This is a genomic window from Streptomyces exfoliatus, assembly GCF_000725545.1.
GTDB classification, from domain to species: Bacteria; Actinomycetota; Actinomycetes; order Streptomycetales; family Streptomycetaceae; genus Streptomyces; species Streptomyces exfoliatus.
In genome coordinates this window covers 262,590-281,283 of record NZ_JNZP01000005.1, presented here as the reverse complement: position 1 = coordinate 281,283, position 18,694 = coordinate 262,590, and the positions used below count along the sequence as shown (strand labels likewise).

At 72.6% G+C, this 18,694-nt stretch carries 18 protein-coding genes and 1 tRNA gene; 4 read left to right on the top strand and 15 right to left on the bottom strand.

The window, feature by feature from the left end:
* Positions 1 to 89: 89 nt before the first annotated feature.
* The 13 genes from IO20_RS0108705 to IO20_RS0108645 all read right to left on the bottom strand — a co-directional run bounded on the left by IO20_RS0108705 (position 90) and on the right by IO20_RS0108645 (position 13,898).
* Positions 90 to 1,886 (bottom strand): acetyl/propionyl/methylcrotonyl-CoA carboxylase subunit alpha, encoded by a 1,797-nt coding sequence (locus IO20_RS0108705; RefSeq protein WP_030549786.1) that lies wholly within the window; start codon positions 1,884 to 1,886, stop codon positions 90 to 92.
* Between the two features lie 107 nt (positions 1,887 to 1,993).
* Positions 1,994 to 2,218, bottom strand: coding sequence for an acyl-CoA carboxylase subunit epsilon (locus IO20_RS0108700; RefSeq protein WP_030549785.1), 225 nt, complete (start codon positions 2,216 to 2,218; stop codon positions 1,994 to 1,996).
* A 126-nt stretch (positions 2,219 to 2,344) separates the two neighbouring features.
* Entirely contained in the window at positions 2,345 to 2,989 is a 645-nt protein-coding gene (locus tag IO20_RS0108695) for a 4'-phosphopantetheinyl transferase family protein (protein ID WP_245684896.1), read from the bottom strand.
* A 55-nt stretch (positions 2,990 to 3,044) separates the two neighbouring features.
* The gene (locus IO20_RS0108690; RefSeq protein ID WP_051874447.1) at positions 3,045 to 4,301 is read right to left on the bottom strand and encodes a ketosynthase chain-length factor; all 1,257 of its coding nucleotides are present in this window, start codon (positions 4,299 to 4,301) and stop codon (positions 3,045 to 3,047) included.
* Positions 4,298 to 5,605 (bottom strand): beta-ketoacyl-[acyl-carrier-protein] synthase family protein, encoded by a 1,308-nt coding sequence (locus IO20_RS0108685; RefSeq protein WP_051874446.1) that lies wholly within the window; start codon positions 5,603 to 5,605, stop codon positions 4,298 to 4,300. The genes IO20_RS0108690 and IO20_RS0108685 overlap by 4 nt, the downstream gene beginning before the upstream one ends.
* A gap of 243 nt (positions 5,606 to 5,848) precedes the next feature.
* Positions 5,849 to 6,589 (bottom strand): 3-oxoacyl-ACP reductase FabG, encoded by a 741-nt coding sequence (fabG, locus tag IO20_RS0108680; RefSeq protein ID WP_030205090.1) that lies wholly within the window; start codon positions 6,587 to 6,589, stop codon positions 5,849 to 5,851.
* A gap of 113 nt (positions 6,590 to 6,702) precedes the next feature.
* A complete protein-coding gene (locus IO20_RS0108675) occupies positions 6,703 to 8,241 on the bottom strand; it encodes an MDR family MFS transporter (protein ID WP_037634916.1) in 1,539 nt (512 codons plus the stop codon).
* Between the two features lie 23 nt (positions 8,242 to 8,264).
* Complete coding sequence (locus IO20_RS0108670; protein WP_078945983.1) at positions 8,265 to 9,635, bottom strand: beta-ketoacyl-[acyl-carrier-protein] synthase family protein; 1,371 nt, start codon at positions 9,633 to 9,635, stop codon at positions 8,265 to 8,267.
* The gene (locus IO20_RS0108665; protein WP_030549779.1) at positions 9,628 to 10,500 is read right to left on the bottom strand and encodes a hypothetical protein; all 873 of its coding nucleotides are present in this window, start codon (positions 10,498 to 10,500) and stop codon (positions 9,628 to 9,630) included. Before IO20_RS0108665 ends, IO20_RS0108670 begins: the two co-directional genes overlap by 8 nt.
* Entirely contained in the window at positions 10,497 to 11,450 is a 954-nt protein-coding gene (locus IO20_RS0108660; RefSeq protein ID WP_051874445.1) for a 3-oxoacyl-[acyl-carrier-protein] synthase III C-terminal domain-containing protein, read from the bottom strand. Before IO20_RS0108660 ends, IO20_RS0108665 begins: the two co-directional genes overlap by 4 nt.
* Positions 11,451 to 11,571: 121 nt before the next feature.
* Complete coding sequence (locus tag IO20_RS0108655) at positions 11,572 to 12,660, bottom strand: beta-ketoacyl synthase N-terminal-like domain-containing protein (protein WP_030549777.1); 1,089 nt, start codon at positions 12,658 to 12,660, stop codon at positions 11,572 to 11,574.
* On the bottom strand, positions 12,657 to 12,905 hold the full coding sequence (locus tag IO20_RS0108650) for an acyl carrier protein (protein ID WP_030205071.1): 249 nt from the start codon (positions 12,903 to 12,905) through the stop codon (positions 12,657 to 12,659). The genes IO20_RS0108655 and IO20_RS0108650 overlap by 4 nt, the downstream gene beginning before the upstream one ends.
* A 237-nt stretch (positions 12,906 to 13,142) precedes the next feature.
* On the bottom strand, positions 13,143 to 13,898 hold the full coding sequence (locus tag IO20_RS0108645; RefSeq protein WP_063761395.1) for a response regulator transcription factor: 756 nt from the start codon (positions 13,896 to 13,898) through the stop codon (positions 13,143 to 13,145).
* 398 nt (positions 13,899 to 14,296) lie between these two features.
* Here IO20_RS0108645 and IO20_RS37475 point away from each other — a divergent pair, with 398 nt between their 5' ends.
* The gene (locus IO20_RS37475; RefSeq protein ID WP_051894184.1) at positions 14,297 to 15,214 is read left to right on the top strand and encodes a hypothetical protein; all 918 of its coding nucleotides are present in this window, start codon (positions 14,297 to 14,299) and stop codon (positions 15,212 to 15,214) included.
* Positions 15,211 to 15,768 carry a redox-sensitive transcriptional activator SoxR gene (gene soxR / locus IO20_RS0108635; RefSeq protein ID WP_078945982.1) on the top strand — a complete coding sequence of 186 codons (558 nt, stop codon included), beginning with the start codon at positions 15,211 to 15,213 and terminating at the stop codon, positions 15,766 to 15,768. The genes IO20_RS37475 and soxR overlap by 4 nt, the downstream gene beginning before the upstream one ends.
* A gap of 4 nt (positions 15,769 to 15,772) precedes the next feature.
* Here soxR and IO20_RS0108630 read toward each other — a convergent pair whose 3' ends face one another.
* Positions 15,773 to 16,381 (bottom strand): NADPH-dependent FMN reductase, encoded by a 609-nt coding sequence (locus tag IO20_RS0108630; RefSeq protein WP_030549773.1) that lies wholly within the window; start codon positions 16,379 to 16,381, stop codon positions 15,773 to 15,775.
* Positions 16,382 to 16,511: 130 nt separating this feature from the next.
* Positions 16,512 to 16,584: transfer RNA gene (locus IO20_RS0108625), tRNA-Ala, on the bottom strand.
* A gap of 129 nt (positions 16,585 to 16,713) precedes the next feature.
* On the opposite strand from IO20_RS0108625, the gene IO20_RS0108620 reads away from it, so the two are divergent.
* Positions 16,714 to 17,262 carry a helix-turn-helix domain-containing protein gene (locus tag IO20_RS0108620; RefSeq protein WP_030205059.1) on the top strand — a complete coding sequence of 183 codons (549 nt, stop codon included), beginning with the start codon at positions 16,714 to 16,716 and terminating at the stop codon, positions 17,260 to 17,262.
* Positions 17,263 to 17,323: 61 nt separating this feature from the next.
* On the top strand, positions 17,324 to 18,622 hold the full coding sequence (locus tag IO20_RS0108615) for a serine/threonine-protein kinase (RefSeq protein ID WP_030549772.1): 1,299 nt from the start codon (positions 17,324 to 17,326) through the stop codon (positions 18,620 to 18,622).
* Positions 18,623 to 18,694: the final 72 nt, after the last annotated feature.

Below are 18,694 nucleotides of genomic sequence, written 5' to 3'. Positions count from 1 at the left end.
CACGGGGGCCACAGGGGCCACACGTGCCACGACGGCCACGGGGGCGAGGGGGGCCACAGGAGTCGTCGACCCGCCGTGGGTCACGGCACTCACTGCGCACTCTTGATCTCGCACACGGGCGCGCCGGACGTGAGCGCGCCGCCGACCTCCGCCGAGAGCCCGGTGACGGTGCCGGACTTGTGGGCGTTGAGGGGCTGTTCCATCTTCATGGCCTCCAGGACCACGATGAGATCGCCCTCCTCGACCGTCTGGCCCTCCTCGACCGCCACCTTCACGACCGTGCCCTGCATCGGTGAGGCGAGGGTGTCGCCGGAGGCGGCGGGACCGGACTTCTTCACCGCCCGGCGCTTCGGCTTCGCCCCGGCGGCCAGGCCCGTCCGGGCCAGCGCCATGCCGAGCGAGGACGGCAGGGAGATCTCCAGGCGCTTGGCCCCGACCTCGACGACGACCGTCTCGCGGCCCTGCTCCTCGTCGTCGTCCCCGTCCGAGGGGACCGTGAAGGGCGGGATGTCGTTCGCGAACTCGGTCTCGATCCACCGGGTGTGGACGGTGAACGGGCTGCCGTCACTGCCGAGTTCCGGCGCGAACGCCGGGTCGGCGACCACCGCGCGGTGGAACGGTACGGCCGTCGCCATGCCCCCGACCTCGAACTCCGCCAGGGCGCGGGCGGCCCGCTGGAGGGCCTGCTCGCGGGTGGCGCCGGTGACGATCAGCTTGGCGAGGAGCGAGTCCCACGCCGGGCCGATGACCGAGCCGGCCTCGACACCGGCGTCGACGCGGACGCCGGGGCCGGTCGGCGGGTCGAAGACGGTGACGGTTCCGGGCGCGGGCAGGAAGCCCCGGCCCGGGTCCTCGCCGTTGATCCGGAACTCGAAGGAGTGGCCGCGTACCACCGGGTCGCCGTCCTGGAAGTACGGCGAGGCGCCCAGCTCCTCGCCGTCGGCGATCCGGAACATCTCGCGGACCAGGTCGATGCCGGTGACCTCCTCGGTGACCGGATGCTCCACCTGGAGACGGGTGTTGACCTCCAGGAAGGAGATCGTTCCGTCGGCGCCGACGAGGAACTCGCAGGTGCCCGCGCCGACGTAACCGGCCTCCTTCAGGATCGCCTTGGAGGCGTCGTACAGGTGCTTGACCTGCACGTCCGTCAGGAACGGAGCCGGGGCCTCCTCCACCAGCTTCTGGTGGCGGCGCTGGAGGGAGCAGTCGCGGGTGGAGACGACGACGACGTTGCCGTGGGTGTCGGCCAGGCACTGCGTCTCGACGTGCCGGGGCTTGTCGAGGTAGCGCTCGACGAAGCACTCGCCGCGCCCGAAGGCCGCGACGGCCTCGCGCACGGCGGAGTCGTACAGCTCGGGAATCTCCTCCATCGTCCGGGCGACCTTCAGTCCGCGCCCGCCGCCCCCGAACGCGGCCTTGATCGCGATCGGCAGTCCGTGTTCGGCGGCGAAGGCGACGACCTCGTCGGCGCCGGAGACCGGGTCGGGGGTGCCGGCGACGAGCGGTGCGCCCGCGCGCTGGGCGATGTGCCGGGCGGCGACCTTGTCGCCGAGGTCGCGGATGGCCTGCGGCGGCGGTCCGATCCAGGTGAGACCGGCGTCGATCACGGCCTGCGCGAACTCGGCGTTCTCGGAGAGGAACCCGTAGCCCGGGTGGACCGCGTCCGCCCCCGACTCCCGCGCGGCCCCGAGCACCTTGGCCATGTCGAGGTAGCTGGTCGCGGGGGTGTCACCGCCCAGGGCGAACGCCTCGTCGGCCATCCGGACGTGCAGGGCGTCCCGGTCGGGCTCTGCGTAGACGGCGACGCTCGCGATCCCGGCGTCCCGGCAGGCACGGGCGACACGAACAGCGATTTCGCCACGGTTGGCGATGAGCACCTTGCGCACGACGGCTCTCCCTTTCGGCGGGTGTTGGCTGGGACGGTCTCGGCCCTTGCTTCGCGGGGGCGTCCGGGGGATCTCCCCACCGCCCTCCGGTTCGTGGTGCGCGACGCTCAGCGCTGTCGCTGCCGCTGCCAGCTCCGCGGCCCGCCGAAGCCGCGGGACCGTTCGAGCCGGGCCCAGCGGGCCCCGGCGTCGTCGGGGCCGCGCGAAGCGTCCGGGTCCACGGGGCCCGCCTGGGTACGGGTGAGGAGGACGGCGACGAGGGCGGCGGCCTCGTCCTCGTCGAGGCTGCCGCGTTCGACGCGGATCAGGTGGGGGAGGGTGCCGGCGTTCATCAGCTGCTCCTTCGGTCGATAACGGGGCCGGGCCGGTCGATGCCGGACCCGGGCCGGTCGATGACGGACCCGGGTCGTCGGCTCGTACGGTCCGGGGCGCGGGCGCGTGACGGGGAAGGCCCGCCCTCACGCCGCAGCCGGAGCGGCCGCCCCCGGCAGGTCGGCGAGGGCCACCGCCGCGGCGTGCCCCGGGGCGCACGGCACGTCGAGGACCGTCCAGCCGGCGGGGCGGCCTGGCCCTCCGGGCCCGCCGTCGCCCAGGTAGTCGGCGTCCAGGGCCCGTCGGAGGCCGGTGCCCAGGCCCTTGAGGTACGCCTCCTTGCGCACCCAGAGCCGGGCGAAGCCCTCCGCCCGGTCGGCGGGCGGCCGGGCGGCGAGTTCCGCCCGCTCGGCCGGGTGCAGACGGCGACCGCACAGTTCCGCCGTCGTCACTCCGGGCACGAGCTGGACGTCCACGCCGACCGGCCGCCCGGCGAGCCCCACCAGGGCCAGGCCACCGCTGTGCGAGAGGGAGAAGTGCACAGCGGCCTGCCCGGCCACCACCGGCCGCCCGCCCGCCTCGCGACGCAGCGGCACGTCCTCGGGAAGGACGCCGAGGCGCTCCCCCAGGAGGCGCCGCAGGGCCGCGTGCGCGGAGACGTACAGCGCGGCCTGCGCCGGACGGCGGATCGCGGCGGCGCGGCGGCGTTCCGCCGCGTCCAGGACGGCGACCTCCGCCGCGGCGGGCGGCTCACCGGTCCTGACCAGCCACAGCTCCACGTCTTCCCGCACGGGGAGCGGCAGCCGTACGGGGCCCGGCTCACGTGCGAGAAGGGGAACCCCGACGTCAGTCCGCACGAGTGACGACGAGGGCGGAGTTGAAGCCGCCGTAGCCGCGCGCCAGGACGAGCACGGTGCGCAGCGACGTCTCCCGGGGCCGTCCGGTGACGAGGTCCAGGCCGTGGCCGGGGTCCGCCTCCACGTGCACGGTCGGCGGGATCACCTGGTCCCGGAGGGAGAGCAGGGCGGTGGCCACGTCGAGCGGCCCCGCGCCCGAGTTGAGCCGGCCGGTCATGGTCTTGGGCGCCGTGACGGGCACCCCTCGTACGCCGAAGAGGTCGCGCAGGGCGGCCGCCTCCGTCGCGTCGAGTTCGGGCACGGCGGCGGCGTCCGCGAAGACGACGTCGACGTCCGCCGCGGTGACGCCCGCGTCGGCGAGGGCGAGGTCGATCGCGCGGCGGAGACCCGGCTCGCGGCCGCTGCCCGGCCGCGGGTCGAAGGTGGTGCCGTAACCGGCGATCCGCCCGTAGGTGCGGGCGCCGCGGGCCGCCGCGCTCGCGGCGTCCTCGACGATGAGGAGCGCCCCGCCCTCGCCGACGACGTGCCCTGCGGCGTCCGGGTGGAACGGCCGGTAGGCGGTGGCCGGGTCGGGGTCGGTGCTGAGCCGGCCGCTGGTGAGCAGGGCGGCCCAGCCCCACGGGCAGATCGAGGAGTCGACGCCGCCGGAGACGACGAGCGGCGTGCCGTTGCGGATCAGCCGGCGGGCCTGGGCGAGGACGTCGAGGCCGCCCGCCTGGTCGGCGACGAGGACGCCGCTGGGGCCGCGCATGCCGTGCCGGATGGAGATCTGGCCGGTGTTGACGGCGTAGAACCAGGCGAAGGACTGGTAGGCGCTGACGTACTTGCTGCCCTGGCTCCACAGGGCCTTCAGCTCGTTCTGGCCGAAGGCGAAGCCACCGGCCGAGCTGGCCGTGACGACGCCCATGCCGAAGGAGTCGGTCTCGCCCGGTTCCACCTGGGCGTCGGCGAGTGCCCAGTCGGCCGCGACGAGCGCCATCCGGGTCATGTGGTCCGTCTGCGGAAGCAGCCGGCTGGGCAGGTGCTCGGTGGCGTCGAAGTCGCTCACCTCGCCGGCGAGGCGCGCCGGGTAGGAGGCCGGGTCGAACCGCTCGACGGGTCCGATGCCGCTCCGTCCTTCGAGGGTGGCCGCCCAGAAGGCCTCGGTGCCGAGGCCGTTGGGGGCGACGATGCCGAGTCCCGTGACGACGGCGGTCGCGCGCGCGGCGGTCGTCGTCTCGACGGGCAGGGTGGCGGCGGTGGTCATCGCGGGCTCCTCTCCGGCCGGCTGAGCACGATGGCGCTCTGGAAGCCGCCGAAGCCGCTGCCGACGCTGAGCACGCTGTCGAGTCGCCGTTCCCGGGCGGTCAGGGGGACGTAGTCGAGGTCGCACTCGGGGTCCGGCGTGTGCAGGTTGGCGGTCGGCGGTACGACGCCGTACTCCATGGCCAGCGCGCACGCCGCGATCTCGATGGAGCCGATGGCGCCGAGCGAGTGCCCGACCATCGACTTGATGGAGCTGACCGGCGTGCGGCGGGCGTGCTCGCCGAGGCTGAGCTTGAACGCCGCCGTCTCGTGCCGGTCGTTCTGCTTGGTGCCGGAGCCGTGGGCGTTGACGTAGTCGATCGCCTCGGGGGCGAGGCGGGCCTCGTCGAGGGCGATCCGGATGGCCTCCGCCATCTCCAGTCCGTCCGGCCGCAGTCCGGTCATGTGGAAGGCGTTGCAGCGGGAGCCGAACCCGGCTATCTCCGCGTAGATGTGGGCGCCTCGCCGCCGGGCGGATTCCAGCTCCTCCAGGACGAAGACGGCCGAACCCTCGCCGAGGACGAAACCGTTGCGCGTCCCGTCGAAGGGCCGGGAGGCGTGTGCCGGGTCGTCGTGGCGGGGCGTGGTGGCCTTGATCGCGTCGAAGCAGGCCATGGTGATGGGCGAGATCGGCGCGTCGGTCGCGCCGGCGATCATCACGTCCGCGCTGCCCTCGCGGATCAGCTCGGTGGCGTGGCCGACGGCGTCGAGGCCGGAGGTGCAGCCGGTGGAGACCACGGTGGCGGGTCCCTCGGCGCCGGTGGCCCAGGCGACCTCGACGGCGAACGAGCTGGGCACCAGGTGGTTGTACAGGTGGGGCACCGCGTACTCGTGGTCCACGAGCTCCAGGCGCCCGTCGTCGCTGACGACCCGGTACTCCTGGTCGAGGCCCATGGTGGCGCCGACGGCGCTGCCGAGGCAGACACCGGTGCGGTACGGGTCGCCCTCGGCCATGTCGAGGCCGCTGTCGGCGAGCGCCTCCCGCGCGGCCACCACCGCGAACTGCGCGGCGCGGTCCATGCGGCGGATCTCCTGGGGCCGCAGACCGTGGTCCGCGGGATCGAAGTCGATCTCGGCGGCGACCCGCGAGCGGAACGGCGAGGGGTCGAAGAAGGTGATGCCGCGGGTGGCGGTGCGGCCCTCGCTGAGGAGGCTCCAGAAGTTCTTGGCACCGATGCCACCGGGAGCGAGGACGCCGATGCCGGTGATGACGACGCGCCGCTTCACCGTGCCCGGCTGCGTCGAGGGTCGGGGTGTGCTGTGCATGATCGGGGTCTCCTAGGGGGTGTCTGGTCGATCAGGCCGGATCGGGGAGCGGCGTCTGGTGCCGTGCGTCGCGAGGCGGAGGAGGGAGTCATGGCGGAGCCATGGGGGTACCGCCCTGCTCGAGCGAAGCCGAGAGCTTGGGGGAGCGTGACGACAACGCGGCGAGCGTGCGTGCCAGGCCCCGCGAGCCCGGCCTGATCGGCCAGACACCCCCTAGGGGAATCGCGGGCCGGGGCGCGCGGCTCAGATCGAGAGTCCTCCGTCGACCGTGAGGACGGTGCCGGTGACGTACTCCGCGGTCAGGAGGTAGGCGACGGCGTCGGCGACCTCCTCCGCGCGGCCGAATCGGCTCAGGGAAATGCCTTTCCGCGCCTTCTCCCGGTGGTTCTCGGAAAGCCCGGAAACCATGTCGGTGTCGATGAATCCGGGGGCCACCGCGTTCGCGCGGATCCCGTACCGGCCGACCTCTTTGGAGAGGGCCTTGGTGAATCCGATGATTCCGGCCTTGGTGGCGGAGTAATTGGTCTGTGTCGCGTTCCCGTACAGACCCGCGACGGAGGAGAGGTTCACGACGCAGCCGGATTTCCGCTTCATCATGCCGAAGACGGCCGCCCGGGTGACATGGAAGGTGCCGGTCAGATTGACGTCGACGACGTCCCGCCAGTCACCGTCCTCCATCATGACGAGCGGCGTGTCACGGACGATGCCGGCCGAGTTGACGACGACCTCGATCGGCCCGAGTTCCGCCTCGGTCCGCTGCACCCAGGCCTTGACCTGCGCGGCGTCGGTGACGTCCACCTGGCTGGCCACGACCGTGGCGCCCAGCTCGGCGGCCTCCTTCTCCAGGCTCCGCGCGGCCTCGGACGGGGTCTGGTGACAGAAGGCGACCTGGTGGCCGTCGCGGGCCAGCCGCAGCACCACGGCGCGTCCTATGCCCCGCGATCCGCCGCTGACGAGCGCGGTCCTCCGGTTTTCCTGAGCCATGTGGCTACTCCCTGAAAAAGGCCTCGGCCGCGGCGGACACACACCACCGGAGCCTGGTGAAATCATTCTTCGGAATGCCGGTTAAGTTCAATGCGCTACCGGCTAAGTTTGCGCTAAATGCTTTCCGCCACCACGGGATCGGCCCCCGTCTTCTGGTCCGTTCCCTCCCCGGGCACGGGCACCCGTGGCCGCAGCAGCCACGCCGCGGCGCAGCCGATCGCGGCCAGGACGCCGGCCCCGATCACCAGGCCGTGCAGTCCGTCCACCGCCGCCTCGCGGAAGGCCGTGAGGGACGCGGCCGGCAGCTGCCGCAGCGCCTCGGGGTCGAGGTGCTGGCTGGACGCGGCGAGGGCGTGGGCCTCCGCGGCGCCGAGCCGCTCCGTCAGGGTGGACTCGGACACGGCGGTGTAGACGGAGCCGAGCAGGGCGACGCCCAGCGAACCGCCGACGGCGCGGAAGAGGTTGAGCAGACCGCTGGCGACGCCGATGTCGCGCTCCTCGGTGCTGCCGAAGGTGATGACGAGGGTGATCTGGAGCACCAGGCCGATGCCGAAGCCGGCCACCACGCAGACGGAGGCGGCGAGGCCCGCCGAGGTGCCGGTGTCCAGGAAGGTCAGCAGGGCGAGCCCGGCGGTCGCCGTGGCGGAGCCGGCGAGCGCCGGCAGGCGGATCCGTCCGCTGCGCAGCACGAGCCGGGCGGCGAGGAGCTGCGCGGTGATCATGCCGCCCATGAAGGGCAGCAGCAGGAGCCCGCTGATCGTGGGCGACACGCCCTGCACGGTCTGCAGATAGAGGGGGAGGTGGACCATGACGGCGAGCTGGCCGGCGGCCAGCAGCAGACCGAGGATCTGCGCCAGGTTGAAGTCCCGGGAGCGGAACAGCCGGGGCGGCAGCATCGGTTCGGCCGCGTGGCGCTCGACCCGGACGAGGACCGCCAGGGCCGCCGCCGCGACGACGGCCAGGCCGATGATCTGCCAGGAGCCCCAGGCGTACCGCGTACCCGCCCATCCGGCGAGCAGGGTCACGGCGACGACCGCGACCGTGAGGAGGGCGGCGCCGACGTAGTCGATACGCGCCTTGGCGCCCCGTGCGACGGCGGGGACACCGAGGGCGGTGGCGGCGAGCGCGACGGCGCCGACGGGCACGTTCAGGTAGAACGCCCAGCGCCAGTCGGCGTGTTCGGTGAGCACGCCGCCGAGCAGTGGGCCGCCGACGAGCGCGACGGGAATGACGGCGCCGATCACGGACTGCACCTTGATCCGCCCGGCGGGGTCGCGGACGAGGTCGCCGACGAGGCCGAAGGCGCCGACGAACAGACCGCCGGCGCCCAGCCCCTGGAGGGTGCGGAAGCCGACGAGCTGCGTCATGTTCTGGGAGAGGCCGGCCGCCATCGAGCCGACGAGGAAGATGCCGATGGCGGCCATGAAGGTACGGCGACGGCCGTAGAGGTCGCCGAACTTGCCCCAGAGCGGGGTGGTGACCGCGGTGGCGAGGCCGTAGGCCGTGACGACCCACGGGAGGAGGCTGAGGCCCCCGAGTTCGCCGACCATGGTGGGCAGCGCGGTGCCGACGATCACCTGGTCGAGGACGGCGAGCGTGATGCCGAGCACGAGCGCGAGCACCCCGAACCCGACCCGACGGCCCTCTGGCATGACCCTGTCCTCGCTTTCCACCATCAGGAACGGACGGCGTCGGCGACGGCGGAGGCGTCCACGGACGCGTCCGAGCCCGCCTCCGAGTCCGAGTCCGAGTCCGAGTCCGAGTCCGAGTCCGAGTCCGAGTCCGAGTCCGAGTCCGAGTCGGCCGGATAGTGACCGAGCACGACGATCGCGTTGTTGCCCGCGAACGCGAGCCCGTTGTTCTGCACCACCCGCAGCCGCGCCGGGACCGACTCGTTCGGCACGCAGTCGATCTCGCACTCGGGATCCGTCTCCCGGTGGTTGATCGTCGGCGGGATGAACCCCTCCGTGAGCGCCACCGAGCAGGCCACCGCCGCGAGCGCGCTCGCCGCGCCCATCGTGTGACCGAGCATCGACTTGAGCGAGACGGTGCGGGGCGGGGCGCTGTCGTACACGTCCCGGATGGCCCGGGACTCGGTCACGTCGTTCGTCCGCGTGCCGGTGCCGTGCGCGGAGATGAGGTCGACGTCCTGCGGGGCCACCCCCGCGTCGTCGAGCGCCAGCTGCATACAACGGGCGATGCTCGACTGGTTGGGCTGCACCGGGTGATGGGCGTCGCAGGTCAGCCCGTATCCGAGCACCTCGGCGTGGATCCGGGCGCCGCGCGCGAGGGCAGAGTCGAGGCGCTCCAGGACGAGGACACCGGCGCCCTCGCCGGTGAGGATGCCCTGCCGGTCCTTGTCGAACGGCCGGCAGAAGTCCGGGGCGATGGTGCCGAGCCGGTAGAAGGCCGAGAAGGACTTCTGGCACATGGCGTCGGCGCCGCCGCAGAGGGCGATGTCCGCGTCGCCGACCCGCAGGGCGTCGAGCCCCATGCCGATCGCGTAGTTGCCGGCCGAGCACGCGGTGGCCAGGGTGACGGCCTCGCTGTCGGTCAGGCCGAACTCGGAGGCCACGGCGGCCGAGAGCCGGCCCGCCCCCACGCGCCGGGCGGTTTCCGGGTCCCAGGTCTCCGGCCCGGCCGCGACCCAGTCGGCGGCCAGCCGGTCCAGGTCCTGCGACTCGCCGTCCGTCGTGCCGACGGCGACCTGGACGCGCCGGGCGCGCAGCTCCTCGTCGGTGAGCCCCGCGTCGGCGACCGCCATCCGCGCCGCCGCCACGGAGAACTGGGCGGTACGGCCCAGCTCCTCCTGCTTCCACCGGCGCAGCCACGGCGTGGGGTCGAAGTCCCGTATCTCGCAGCCGTTGGCGTGGTCGAAGCCGGTGGTGTCGAAGGCGGTGATCGGCGAGACGCCGTTCCGCCCGGACCGCAGTCCTTCGGTGAACTCCTCGACGCCCACGCCGATGCTGGAGAACACGCCGAGGCCGGTCACCACCACGCGGTCGTACGCGGGCCGCTGCCCGCCCGCCGCAGTCACGTCATCCATGTCGAGCTTCCTCTTCCTCGGTGCTGCCCGCAGGCGGTTCGCTTTCGTCGTCCAGGTCACGCAGTACTGCGAGGTGGCCGGTGCCGGTGGCCGTGTCGACGGCGCACAGCGCGACCGTGGCGTACCGGCCCCGCCAGGACTCCGCCTCCTGGGCGAGGAGTCGCCACACGGCGGTGCACGAGCTGTCCGCCGGTGCCGTACGGACGTCGGTGCGCTCGGCGGGGGCGGCTCCCGGGTCGGTGCCGGGCCCGAGGACGAGCAGCAGTCGGCCCTTTTCGGGTACGAGTTCCGCCCACGCCTGGGCGAGCCGGTCGACGGGTACCGCCACCGTGTCGGCCAGGGCGAGTCCCCCGCGCCCCTCGGGTCCATCAGGTCCATCGGGTCCGCGGCGTCCGCCGGCTCCGTCGGCTCCGTCGGCTCCGTCGGCTCCGTCGGCTCCGTCGACTTCGCGGCGTCCGTCGCGCCCATCGCTTCCGTCGAGTCGGAGCAGGACACCGGACGCGGCGCTCGCCCCGGCCGTACCCCCGCTCTCCACGACGGCCACCAGGGGCGCGGTGCCTCGGCCGGTCCTGGCGTACGCGCGAGCCACCCGCAGCGCGATGAACGGTCCGCCGACGCCCTGGTCGGTGAGGGCGAAGCCGTGCGCGGCCCCACCGGTGCGGTGGTTGAGGTGCGAGGCCGTGGTCTTGTGACCCTGGGGATCGGCCACCGCGTAGACCAGGGCCACCAGGTCGGGGGCCAGCGCGTCCGGCTCCTCCGGTACGCGGGCGAGCAGCCGTTCCACGAGTTCCGTGTGCTGCGGCGGGGCCACGCCGACGGCGGGCGTCTCGACGTGCTCCACGGCGGAGCGCAGGCGCAGGCTCATCGGGCCACCGCCCCGTGCTCGGTCCCGGGGACGACGACCATGGCGGAGAAGGTCATGCCCACGCCGATGGCGACGAGCATGACCGGCCGGTCCGGTTCGAGGCGTTTCTCCTCGCGCAGGGTCGCGTAGTTGGCGAGGACGTCGGCGGCCAGGCAGTGGCTGTAGCGCGGGATGTTGTCGAGGAAGAAGCGCGCCCGCAGCTCGTCGTCCGGGACGGCGTCCTGCCAGAACACCAGGTTGGGGCTGGGCGGGACGAACCACTGGACGTCGTCGAGCGTGCAGCCGGCGCCCCGCACGGCCTCCTCCATCACCTCCGCGAGCACCCGGGGCCGCGCCTCGGCGGCGGCCCGGAAGGTCTCGGGGGTGGAGAGGACACCGTCGGAGAACTGCCCGAGGGTGCGCGTGGCGAAGGAGCGGACGGGGACACCGGGACCGTCGTTCGCCACGAGCGCGGCGGCGGTGCCGTCCGCCACGACGCAGGTGTTCATGATGAGCTGCGCCTCCTGGGTCAGCGGCTTGTCGCCGACGACGACGAGGGCGCGTGCGGACGGGTCCTCCTCGGCCTGGAGCAGCGTGCCCGCGATGTCGAGCGCGGACATCGACACGGCGCAGTTCTGCTGGGTGACCGCGAACGCGTTGGCGTGCTCCAGGCCGAGCCGGCGGGCGACCTCCCGGAGCGTGTCGGGCGACAGCTGGTCGGCGCCGTGCAGGGCGTGGGCGAAGACCAGGTGGCGTACGGCGGCCGGCGAGGTGCCGGCGAGGGCCCGCTCGGCCGCCGGCACCAGCTGCTCGACGATGCCGAGGGAGGGCTCGTACCGCATGCGGTCGATTCCGAAGTGGCGGCGGAACATGTGCGTCTGCTCCGCGGTCAGACCGAGTTCGGCCGCGCGGTCCTCGACCGAGACCGTGCGTGCGGGGAAGTGGGACTCGATCGCTTCCAGGGTGATCATCGTGCAGACCTCTTTCGTTGCCGCGACGACCCGGAAACCGTCCTGGGGGTGTCCCTGTCGATCGGCTCGGGACCGCGCCCGGCGTGATCGGCGGGACACCCCCAGGGGGACCGGTGGTTTCTCAGTGGTGCCGCAGCAGTGCGGCGGCGACGGTGCCGGCCTCGTCGGTGGTGGTGACGAGGGAGAGACGGCCGGTGGACCGCTCGTCGGTCTCGGCACGACTCAGTACGGCGGCCAGTTGGAACGCGGCGGAGGCCGCGTGGCCCTCGCCGACGAGAGGGGCGACCGGCACCTCGATGCCGCCGGCCGCGGCCAGCTCCTCCGCGACGGCCTGTTCCGCGTCGCCGCCGGGGCCTGCGGCGCCCGACGGGCTGACCGCCCAGACGTCGGTCGGCTTGGCGTCCGCGTCGCGCAGCACCTGCTCGACACACCGCCGGACGACCGCGGCCCAGTTCCCGTCGCTGCACGTCATGGCCTTGACGCCGACGAGCGACGCGGGCGCGGCCGGGGCGTCCGCCGGGGCGGCGGCGAGCGCGAACATCGCGCAGCCCTCACCGAGGAGCGGTTCGCCGGCGGCGGGGTCGGCGGTGTGCCGGGCCAGCCACGCGCGGGCGGTCGAGTACTCCTCGGCGGCGCCGCAGAGCACGACCCCGGCCCGGCCGGTGAGCAGCAGCCGCCGCGCGTAGCTCAGGGCGAGCACTCCGGCGGAACGCCCTGCGGCCAGAGTGGCGTTGGGGCCCTTCAGCTCGTGCCAGATGGCGACCTGTCCGGCTGCCCCGTTCATCACGCTGTACGGGATGAGGCCTGGTTCCACGTGAAACGGTCGCTCGCCGGAGAGGGAGCCGCGGGTCAGGTCCAGGGTGCTCTGCACGCTGCCACCGGTGGTGCCCAGCACCATGCCGGTGGTCTCGGGGGTGAGCGCCGACCGGTCCATGTCGGCGAGCAGCTCGCCGACCGTGCCGACGGCCAGTCCGGTCACCCGGTTCATCATCCGGGTGCCCTTCTTGCCGAGCACCGCGCGGACCTCGAAGTCGGGCACCAGGCAGGCGCGACCGGCCGGAACCTGCCACTGCTCGTGGTCGAGGGCCGTCGCGGTGGCCCGGCCCTCGCGCAGTCCCTCGGCGAAGGCCGACCGGCCGATGCCGAACGGGGAGGTCGCCGACCAGCCGACGAGGTCCAGCCGGGGACGCCTTTTATCGGGGCCGGTCATCGATTGGATTCCGAAACGACCTCGTACACGCCGGCCAGATTCACCATCCGTGCCATGTCGGCCTGCTCCAGAGTGACCTTCAGATTAAGTTCGAGTGAGGAGAGTATTTCAATCAGCCGCATGGAGTCGGCGTCGTGCTCCTCCACAAAGAGACTCGTCTCCGTGATTTCATCCTCCTCCAGTTCGAGGATGTCACAGACGATCTTCTTGATCTGCTGCCTGTCGTCCGTCGTGATCGCAGCCATCTGTCGCCTCCGCTTGTCCGTCGACCCGTTCCCGGAATCAATTCACGGGACATTACGCAGTAGCTTCTTCGGCGGCCGCGCAAAGAACAAGCAGCTCTTTTCTATGTTTTCACTAGGTTCCGGCGAGCAAGCGCTGAACGGCGCCGTCGGCCGGCCCTGGAACGCGGACGGGCGGGGGTGGCGCCGTGTCACGGCGCCACCCCCGCCCACCTGCAATGAGACCGGCTCAGGCCCGACTCAGACCCGACTCAGACCCGGCTCGGCACTCTGCCCGGCCACCTGCCCGGCACCGGCGCCGACACGGGTCGGCCGTGTCACGCTCAACCGGAAGCCGATGCCGCGGACCGTCTCGACCAGCGACGCGATGCCCAGCTTCCGCCGGAGCCCGACCATGTGCACACCGAGCGTCCGGGTGTCGCCGGCGCCGTCATGGCCCCAGACCTCCCGCATGATGTCCTCCCGGGTGAAGACCCGTCCCGGGGCGGACGCGAGAAGCGCCAGGATGTCGAACTCCTTGCGCGTGAGCGCCACTTCGCGCCCGTACACCGCGACGACCCGGCTGCGCAGACCGATCCGCACCGCACCCAGGTCGTTGACCTGTTCGCTGTGCGCGGCCACGCCCTTCCAGGGCTGCCAGGTGTCGCCGACCCGCCGGACGACCGCTTCGAGCCGGACCACCAACTCCCGGGTGGTGCACGGCCGGACGACGTAGTCGTCGACGCCGAGCTTGAAACAGAGCACGCGGTCGAATTCGTCGTCACGCACATCGGTGACGATGAGTGGCACCGAGGATGCGGAACGTATCGCCCGGCACACCTCGAAGCCTTCGGTTCCGGATAAGCTCAGATCGAAGAGGACGGCGTCGACGTCCTGCGAGCGCGCGAGCACCGCGCCGAGCCCGTCCGCCTTCTCCACCCTGTGGCCGCCGCTCTCCAGATCTCTGGTCACCTCGACGGAGAATTCTCTGTCTCCCGCCACCACCAAAATCAGCATCTAGGCCCACTCTCGTCCAGATCCCTGCACTTGGAATGCACCGGAAACGGCATGACCCGTCGCCATGCCACAGGAAAAGGGGAGAGCACGGAAACACTTCGTCGTTTTTCCGCACAGAGCGCGCATGTGCGGGTTTGAAATGGATGCGCCACACAAGCCCCCGTTCGCTAGCACAATCGGAGTCTAGGCGAGTGCCCAATCAGCCATCAAGATGGCTGGTGTGAGCTGCATCACTCAGAGTATGTCAATCGGAATATTACATACCGCTCCCCTGAACAACACGTTGTCAAAGGAGCGCACCACGATATCGGATCGGTGCCGCACGGCCCTCATGGCTTAGCGAAAGCTTAGAACTGCGCGCATTGTCGGGGCCCGAGCGGGCTGCCTACCGTCGGGCCATGGACACGCATCACGTGGAACGGAAAGCGGCGGTACGGCTCTGCGGTGGAGCCGGGTGCGCGGCCCGCGAGCCCCGCCCCGCCCTCGGAAGGAGCCGGCTGTGCCACATCTGCGCACAGCGACTGGCCGCCGACCTGGAACAGCTCCCCCACCTCTACGCCTCCTGCGAGTCGGTGCTCGAGAACAGCCGCAGCGGCGCCATGACGGCCGGCGGCCGCGGCACCGGCGGCCCGGCACCCGGCATCCGCCTCAACATCCGCGCCGCCGAGGCGCGGGCGTCGATCCTCTCGGTGCTCGGCTCGTGGGGTGGCCTCGTGGCGCACGAGCGCCGGATCGCGCCCCCGTCGCGCACGGTCCCGGCACTCGCCGGCTTCCTCCGCCTGCACGTCACCTGGCTGGCGGCGCACGACACGGCGGCCGACGCGAGCGGTGAGCTGAGCCGGCTGGTCCACACCGCCCGCCGGATCGTCGAACCCGAACCGGTACGCCGGCTCGAGGTCGGCACGTGCGCCGAACCCGACTGCTCCGGCAGCCTGGTGGCGCGGGTCCACACCGGCGGCGGCGCCGCCCTGTCGGACATCGTCTGCACCGCGACCCCCGCACACCGCTGGCCCGCGGCCGAGTGGACCCGTCTCGGCCGCCGCCTCGGCGCGGGGAGCCGTCCGGAAGGCACAGGCACGGGCCACACGGACGGTACGGGCCCCACGGAGCCCACCGGCCACCCGGGAGGCGCCCGGCGGGCCTCGGAGTGGCTCAGCCCCGCCGAGGTGGCCCATCTGCGGGGCGTCCCCTCCGGCACGGTGTACCGGCTCGCCAGCGAACAGCGGTGGCGCCGCGAGAAGCGGGCCGGCCGGACCTACTACTGGGCCCAGGACGTGGAGCGGACGTTCCACGCCGCCGGCAGGACGCCCCGGTGACCCCCACGGCCGGCACGGCCGCCACGGCCCCCGCGGCCACCACGGCCGCCACGGCCGGCACGCTGCGGACCGGCTCACCGCCGAAGCCCGCCCACCTCACGATCGGCGAACTCGCCGCCCGCAGCCGCGTACCGACCTCCACGCTCCGCTTCTACGAGCGCCGCGGCCTCATCGCCAGCGAACGCACCCTGGGCAACCAGCGCCGCTACCCGCGGGACGTACTGCGCAGGGTCACGTTCATCCGCATGTCGCAGCAGCTGGGCATCCCGCTGTCGGAGGTGCGGGCCGTCCTCGGCCTCCTCCCGGAGGGCCGGACGCCCACGGCGGAGGACTGGGCGCGGATCTCCCGGTGCTGGCGGAAGGACCTCGACGCCCGGCTGGACCGCCTGACGGAACTGCGGGACCGCCTCGAGGAGTGCATCGGCTGCGGCTGCATGTCCTTCACCGGCTGCCTCCTGGCCAACCCCGACGGGCTCGGCTCCGACGGGGCCGGGCCCGACCGGTCGGAGTCCGCCCGGGCCGGGTCCGACCCGGGCGAGTCCGACGGGGCCTGATCCGTCACACCGTGTACGGGCTGGCGGCGCGCGCCTCGCTGAGCGCCACCGCCCACCACCGCAGCCGGTCGATCATCAGCTTGGCCGCGGTGCCACAGCTCTCCGCGTCGGTCGGCGCGCCGTCCGCGTCGAACTGCGACCAGGCGTTGTGGAAGCTGACGGTGTCCCGGACGGTGACCGCGTGGACCTCGGCGAAGACCGGGCGGAGCTGCTCGACGGCGCGCAGACCGCCGGCCATCCCGCCGTAGGAGACGAAGCCGACGGGCTTGGCGTGCCACTCGACGTTGTGCCAGTCGATGAGGTTCTTCACCGAGGCCGGGAAGCTGTGGTTGTACTCGGGTGTGACGACGACGAAGGCGTCGGCCGCCGCGAGCCGCCCTCGGACCGCCTCGGCGGCCACGGCGGTGTCCCCGGCCGGCTGGGCGCCGAACGCGGGGAAGACCATCGGCAGCCCCACCTCGGCGAGGTCGATCGTGTCCACCTCCAGGTCGGCGTGCTCGCCGAGCTGGTCGACGAACCAGCGCGCGACGACCGGGCCGAACCGCCCCTCCCGGACACTGGCGATGACGACGGCGATGCGCAGGCGCTTCTCGGGCACGGCTGTTTCCCCCATGAGGTCGGCGGTTCCGACGACTTCTCGACTGGGCAGCACGCTAGAAGTTGAACCGAGGTTCAGGTCAAGCCCGGGGCACGAAAAATGCCCCCTGAAACCGCGTTTCCGCAGTCCAGGGGGCATTCACCGGTGGAGCCTAGGGGAGTCGAACCCCTGACATCTGCCATGCAAAGACAGCGCTCTACCAACTGAGCTAAGGCCCCGGAACGAGGACAGCGTACCGGGTCACCCCCCATGTCCGGCAAAAGGATTGGGACTCCCGGTCAGCGACCACTCTCCGTAAGATGCTGATCGAGGTTCGCAGTGGCGAACCGCAGGGATGGGGAGAAGTGATGGACGCAGCGCAGCAGGAAGCCACGGCTAGAGCCAGAGAGCTTCAGCGCAGTTGGTACGGAGAGCCGCTGGGGGCGCTCTTCCGTCGGCTGATCGACGATCTCGGGCTCAATCAGGCCAGGCTCGCGGCCGTGCTCGGGCTGTCCGCGCCCATGCTGTCCCAGCTGATGAGCGGCCAGCGTGCCAAGATCGGCAATCCGGCCGTCGTCCAGCGCGTCCAAGCCCTCCAGGAGCTCGCCGTGCAGGTCGCCGACGGCAGTGTCAGCGCCGCCGAGGCCACCGACCGCATGGACGAGGTCAAGAAGTCGCAGGGCGGCTCCGTCCTCACCAGCACGGTTAACACCAGCACCGGCTCCGGCGCTCCGACCGTCCGCCGGGTGGTCCGCGAGATCCAGTCGCTACTGCGCTCCGTAGCGGCGGCGGGCGACATCATCGACGCGGCCGACTCCCTCGCCCCCGCCCATCCGGAACTGGCAGAGTTCCTCCGGGTGTACGGCGCCGGGCGCACCGCGGACGCGGTCGCGCACTACGAGTCGCACCAGAACTGACGCGGTCGGCGGCCGGCCGGCATCGCCGAGAGACGAACCAACGGGGAGCGGACGCAGCACGATGGGTGAGGTCTTCGCCGGACGGTACGAGCTGGTCGATCCGATCGGGCGGGGCGGGGCGGGCGCGGTATGGCGTGCCTGGGACCACCGGCGCCGCCGCTACGTGGCGGCCAAGGTGCTGCTGCAGAGCGACGCGCACACCCTGCTCCGCTTCGTCCGCGAGCAGGCGCTGCGGATCGATCACCCGCACGTCCTCGCCCCGGCCAGCTGGGCCGCCGACGACGACAAGGTCCTGTTCACCATGGACCTGGTCGCCGGCGGCTCTCTCGCCCACGTCATCGGCGACTACGGCCCGCTGCCGCCCCGGTTCGTCTGCGTCCTGCTCGACCAGCTGCTCTCGGGCCTGGCCACGGTGCACGCCGAGGGGGTCGTGCACCGGGACATCAAGCCCGCGAACATCCTCATGGACGTCACCGGCACCGGGCGGCCGCACCTGCGGCTCTCTGACTTCGGCATCTCCATGCGCAAGGGCGAGCCGCGCCTGACCGAGACCAACTACGTCGTGGGCACGCCCGGGTATTTCGCGCCCGAGCAGCTCCTCGGCGCCGAGCCCGACTTCACCGCCGACCTCTTCGCCGTCGGCCTGGTCGCGCTCTATCTCCTCCAGGGCCGCAGGCCGGACTCGCAGGCCCTCGTCGAGCACTTCCGCGCGTACGGCACCCCGAGCGCCCCCGAGGGCATCCCGGAACCCCTGTGGCAGGTCATCGCCGGACTGCTCCAGCCCGATCCACAGGCCCGCTTCCGGACGGCCACGGGCGCGCGCAAAGCGCTGAGCGCCGCCGTCGAGATGCTCCCCGAGCCGGGCGCCGACGAGCAGCCGGTCGAGATCTTCGACCAGCTCGGTCCCCTGCCGCCGGGCTTCGGCCCCGAGGGCCCCACGGGCCCCTCCGACACGGTGGCCCCCAGCGCCGCCCAGGCCGCCCAGGGCCCGTCCCCGGCCGCCGTACCGACGACGCCCCCCGCGGCGCCCGTACCGCCCCGGCAGCAGCCCCCACAGCCGCAGTACCAGGCCCAGCACGACCCCTCGGAGACGGGCAGCTTCCATCTGCCCCCACCGGTCACCCACCCGACCCCCTCCTTCGCACAGACCCCCACCGCGGGAGTTCCGTACGGACAAGCCCCCACTTATCCATACACCGCTCACCCCGATCAGGTTCCCGGGCAGCACACCCCGCCCGCCCCGGTACGCCCACCCGCCCCCGTACGCCGACCGGGACCGTCCCCGAAGGTGACGATCCCGGTCCTCCTGCTCGCTCTGGCGTGCTTCACGGTCGGCTTCTGGGCCCTCAGCCAGACCTGAGCCCCGGCCGAGCCCCTGCGTCCGCGCAGCCCGGTGTGCCCGCGAAGCCTCCTGCGGCCCTCCGACAAACCC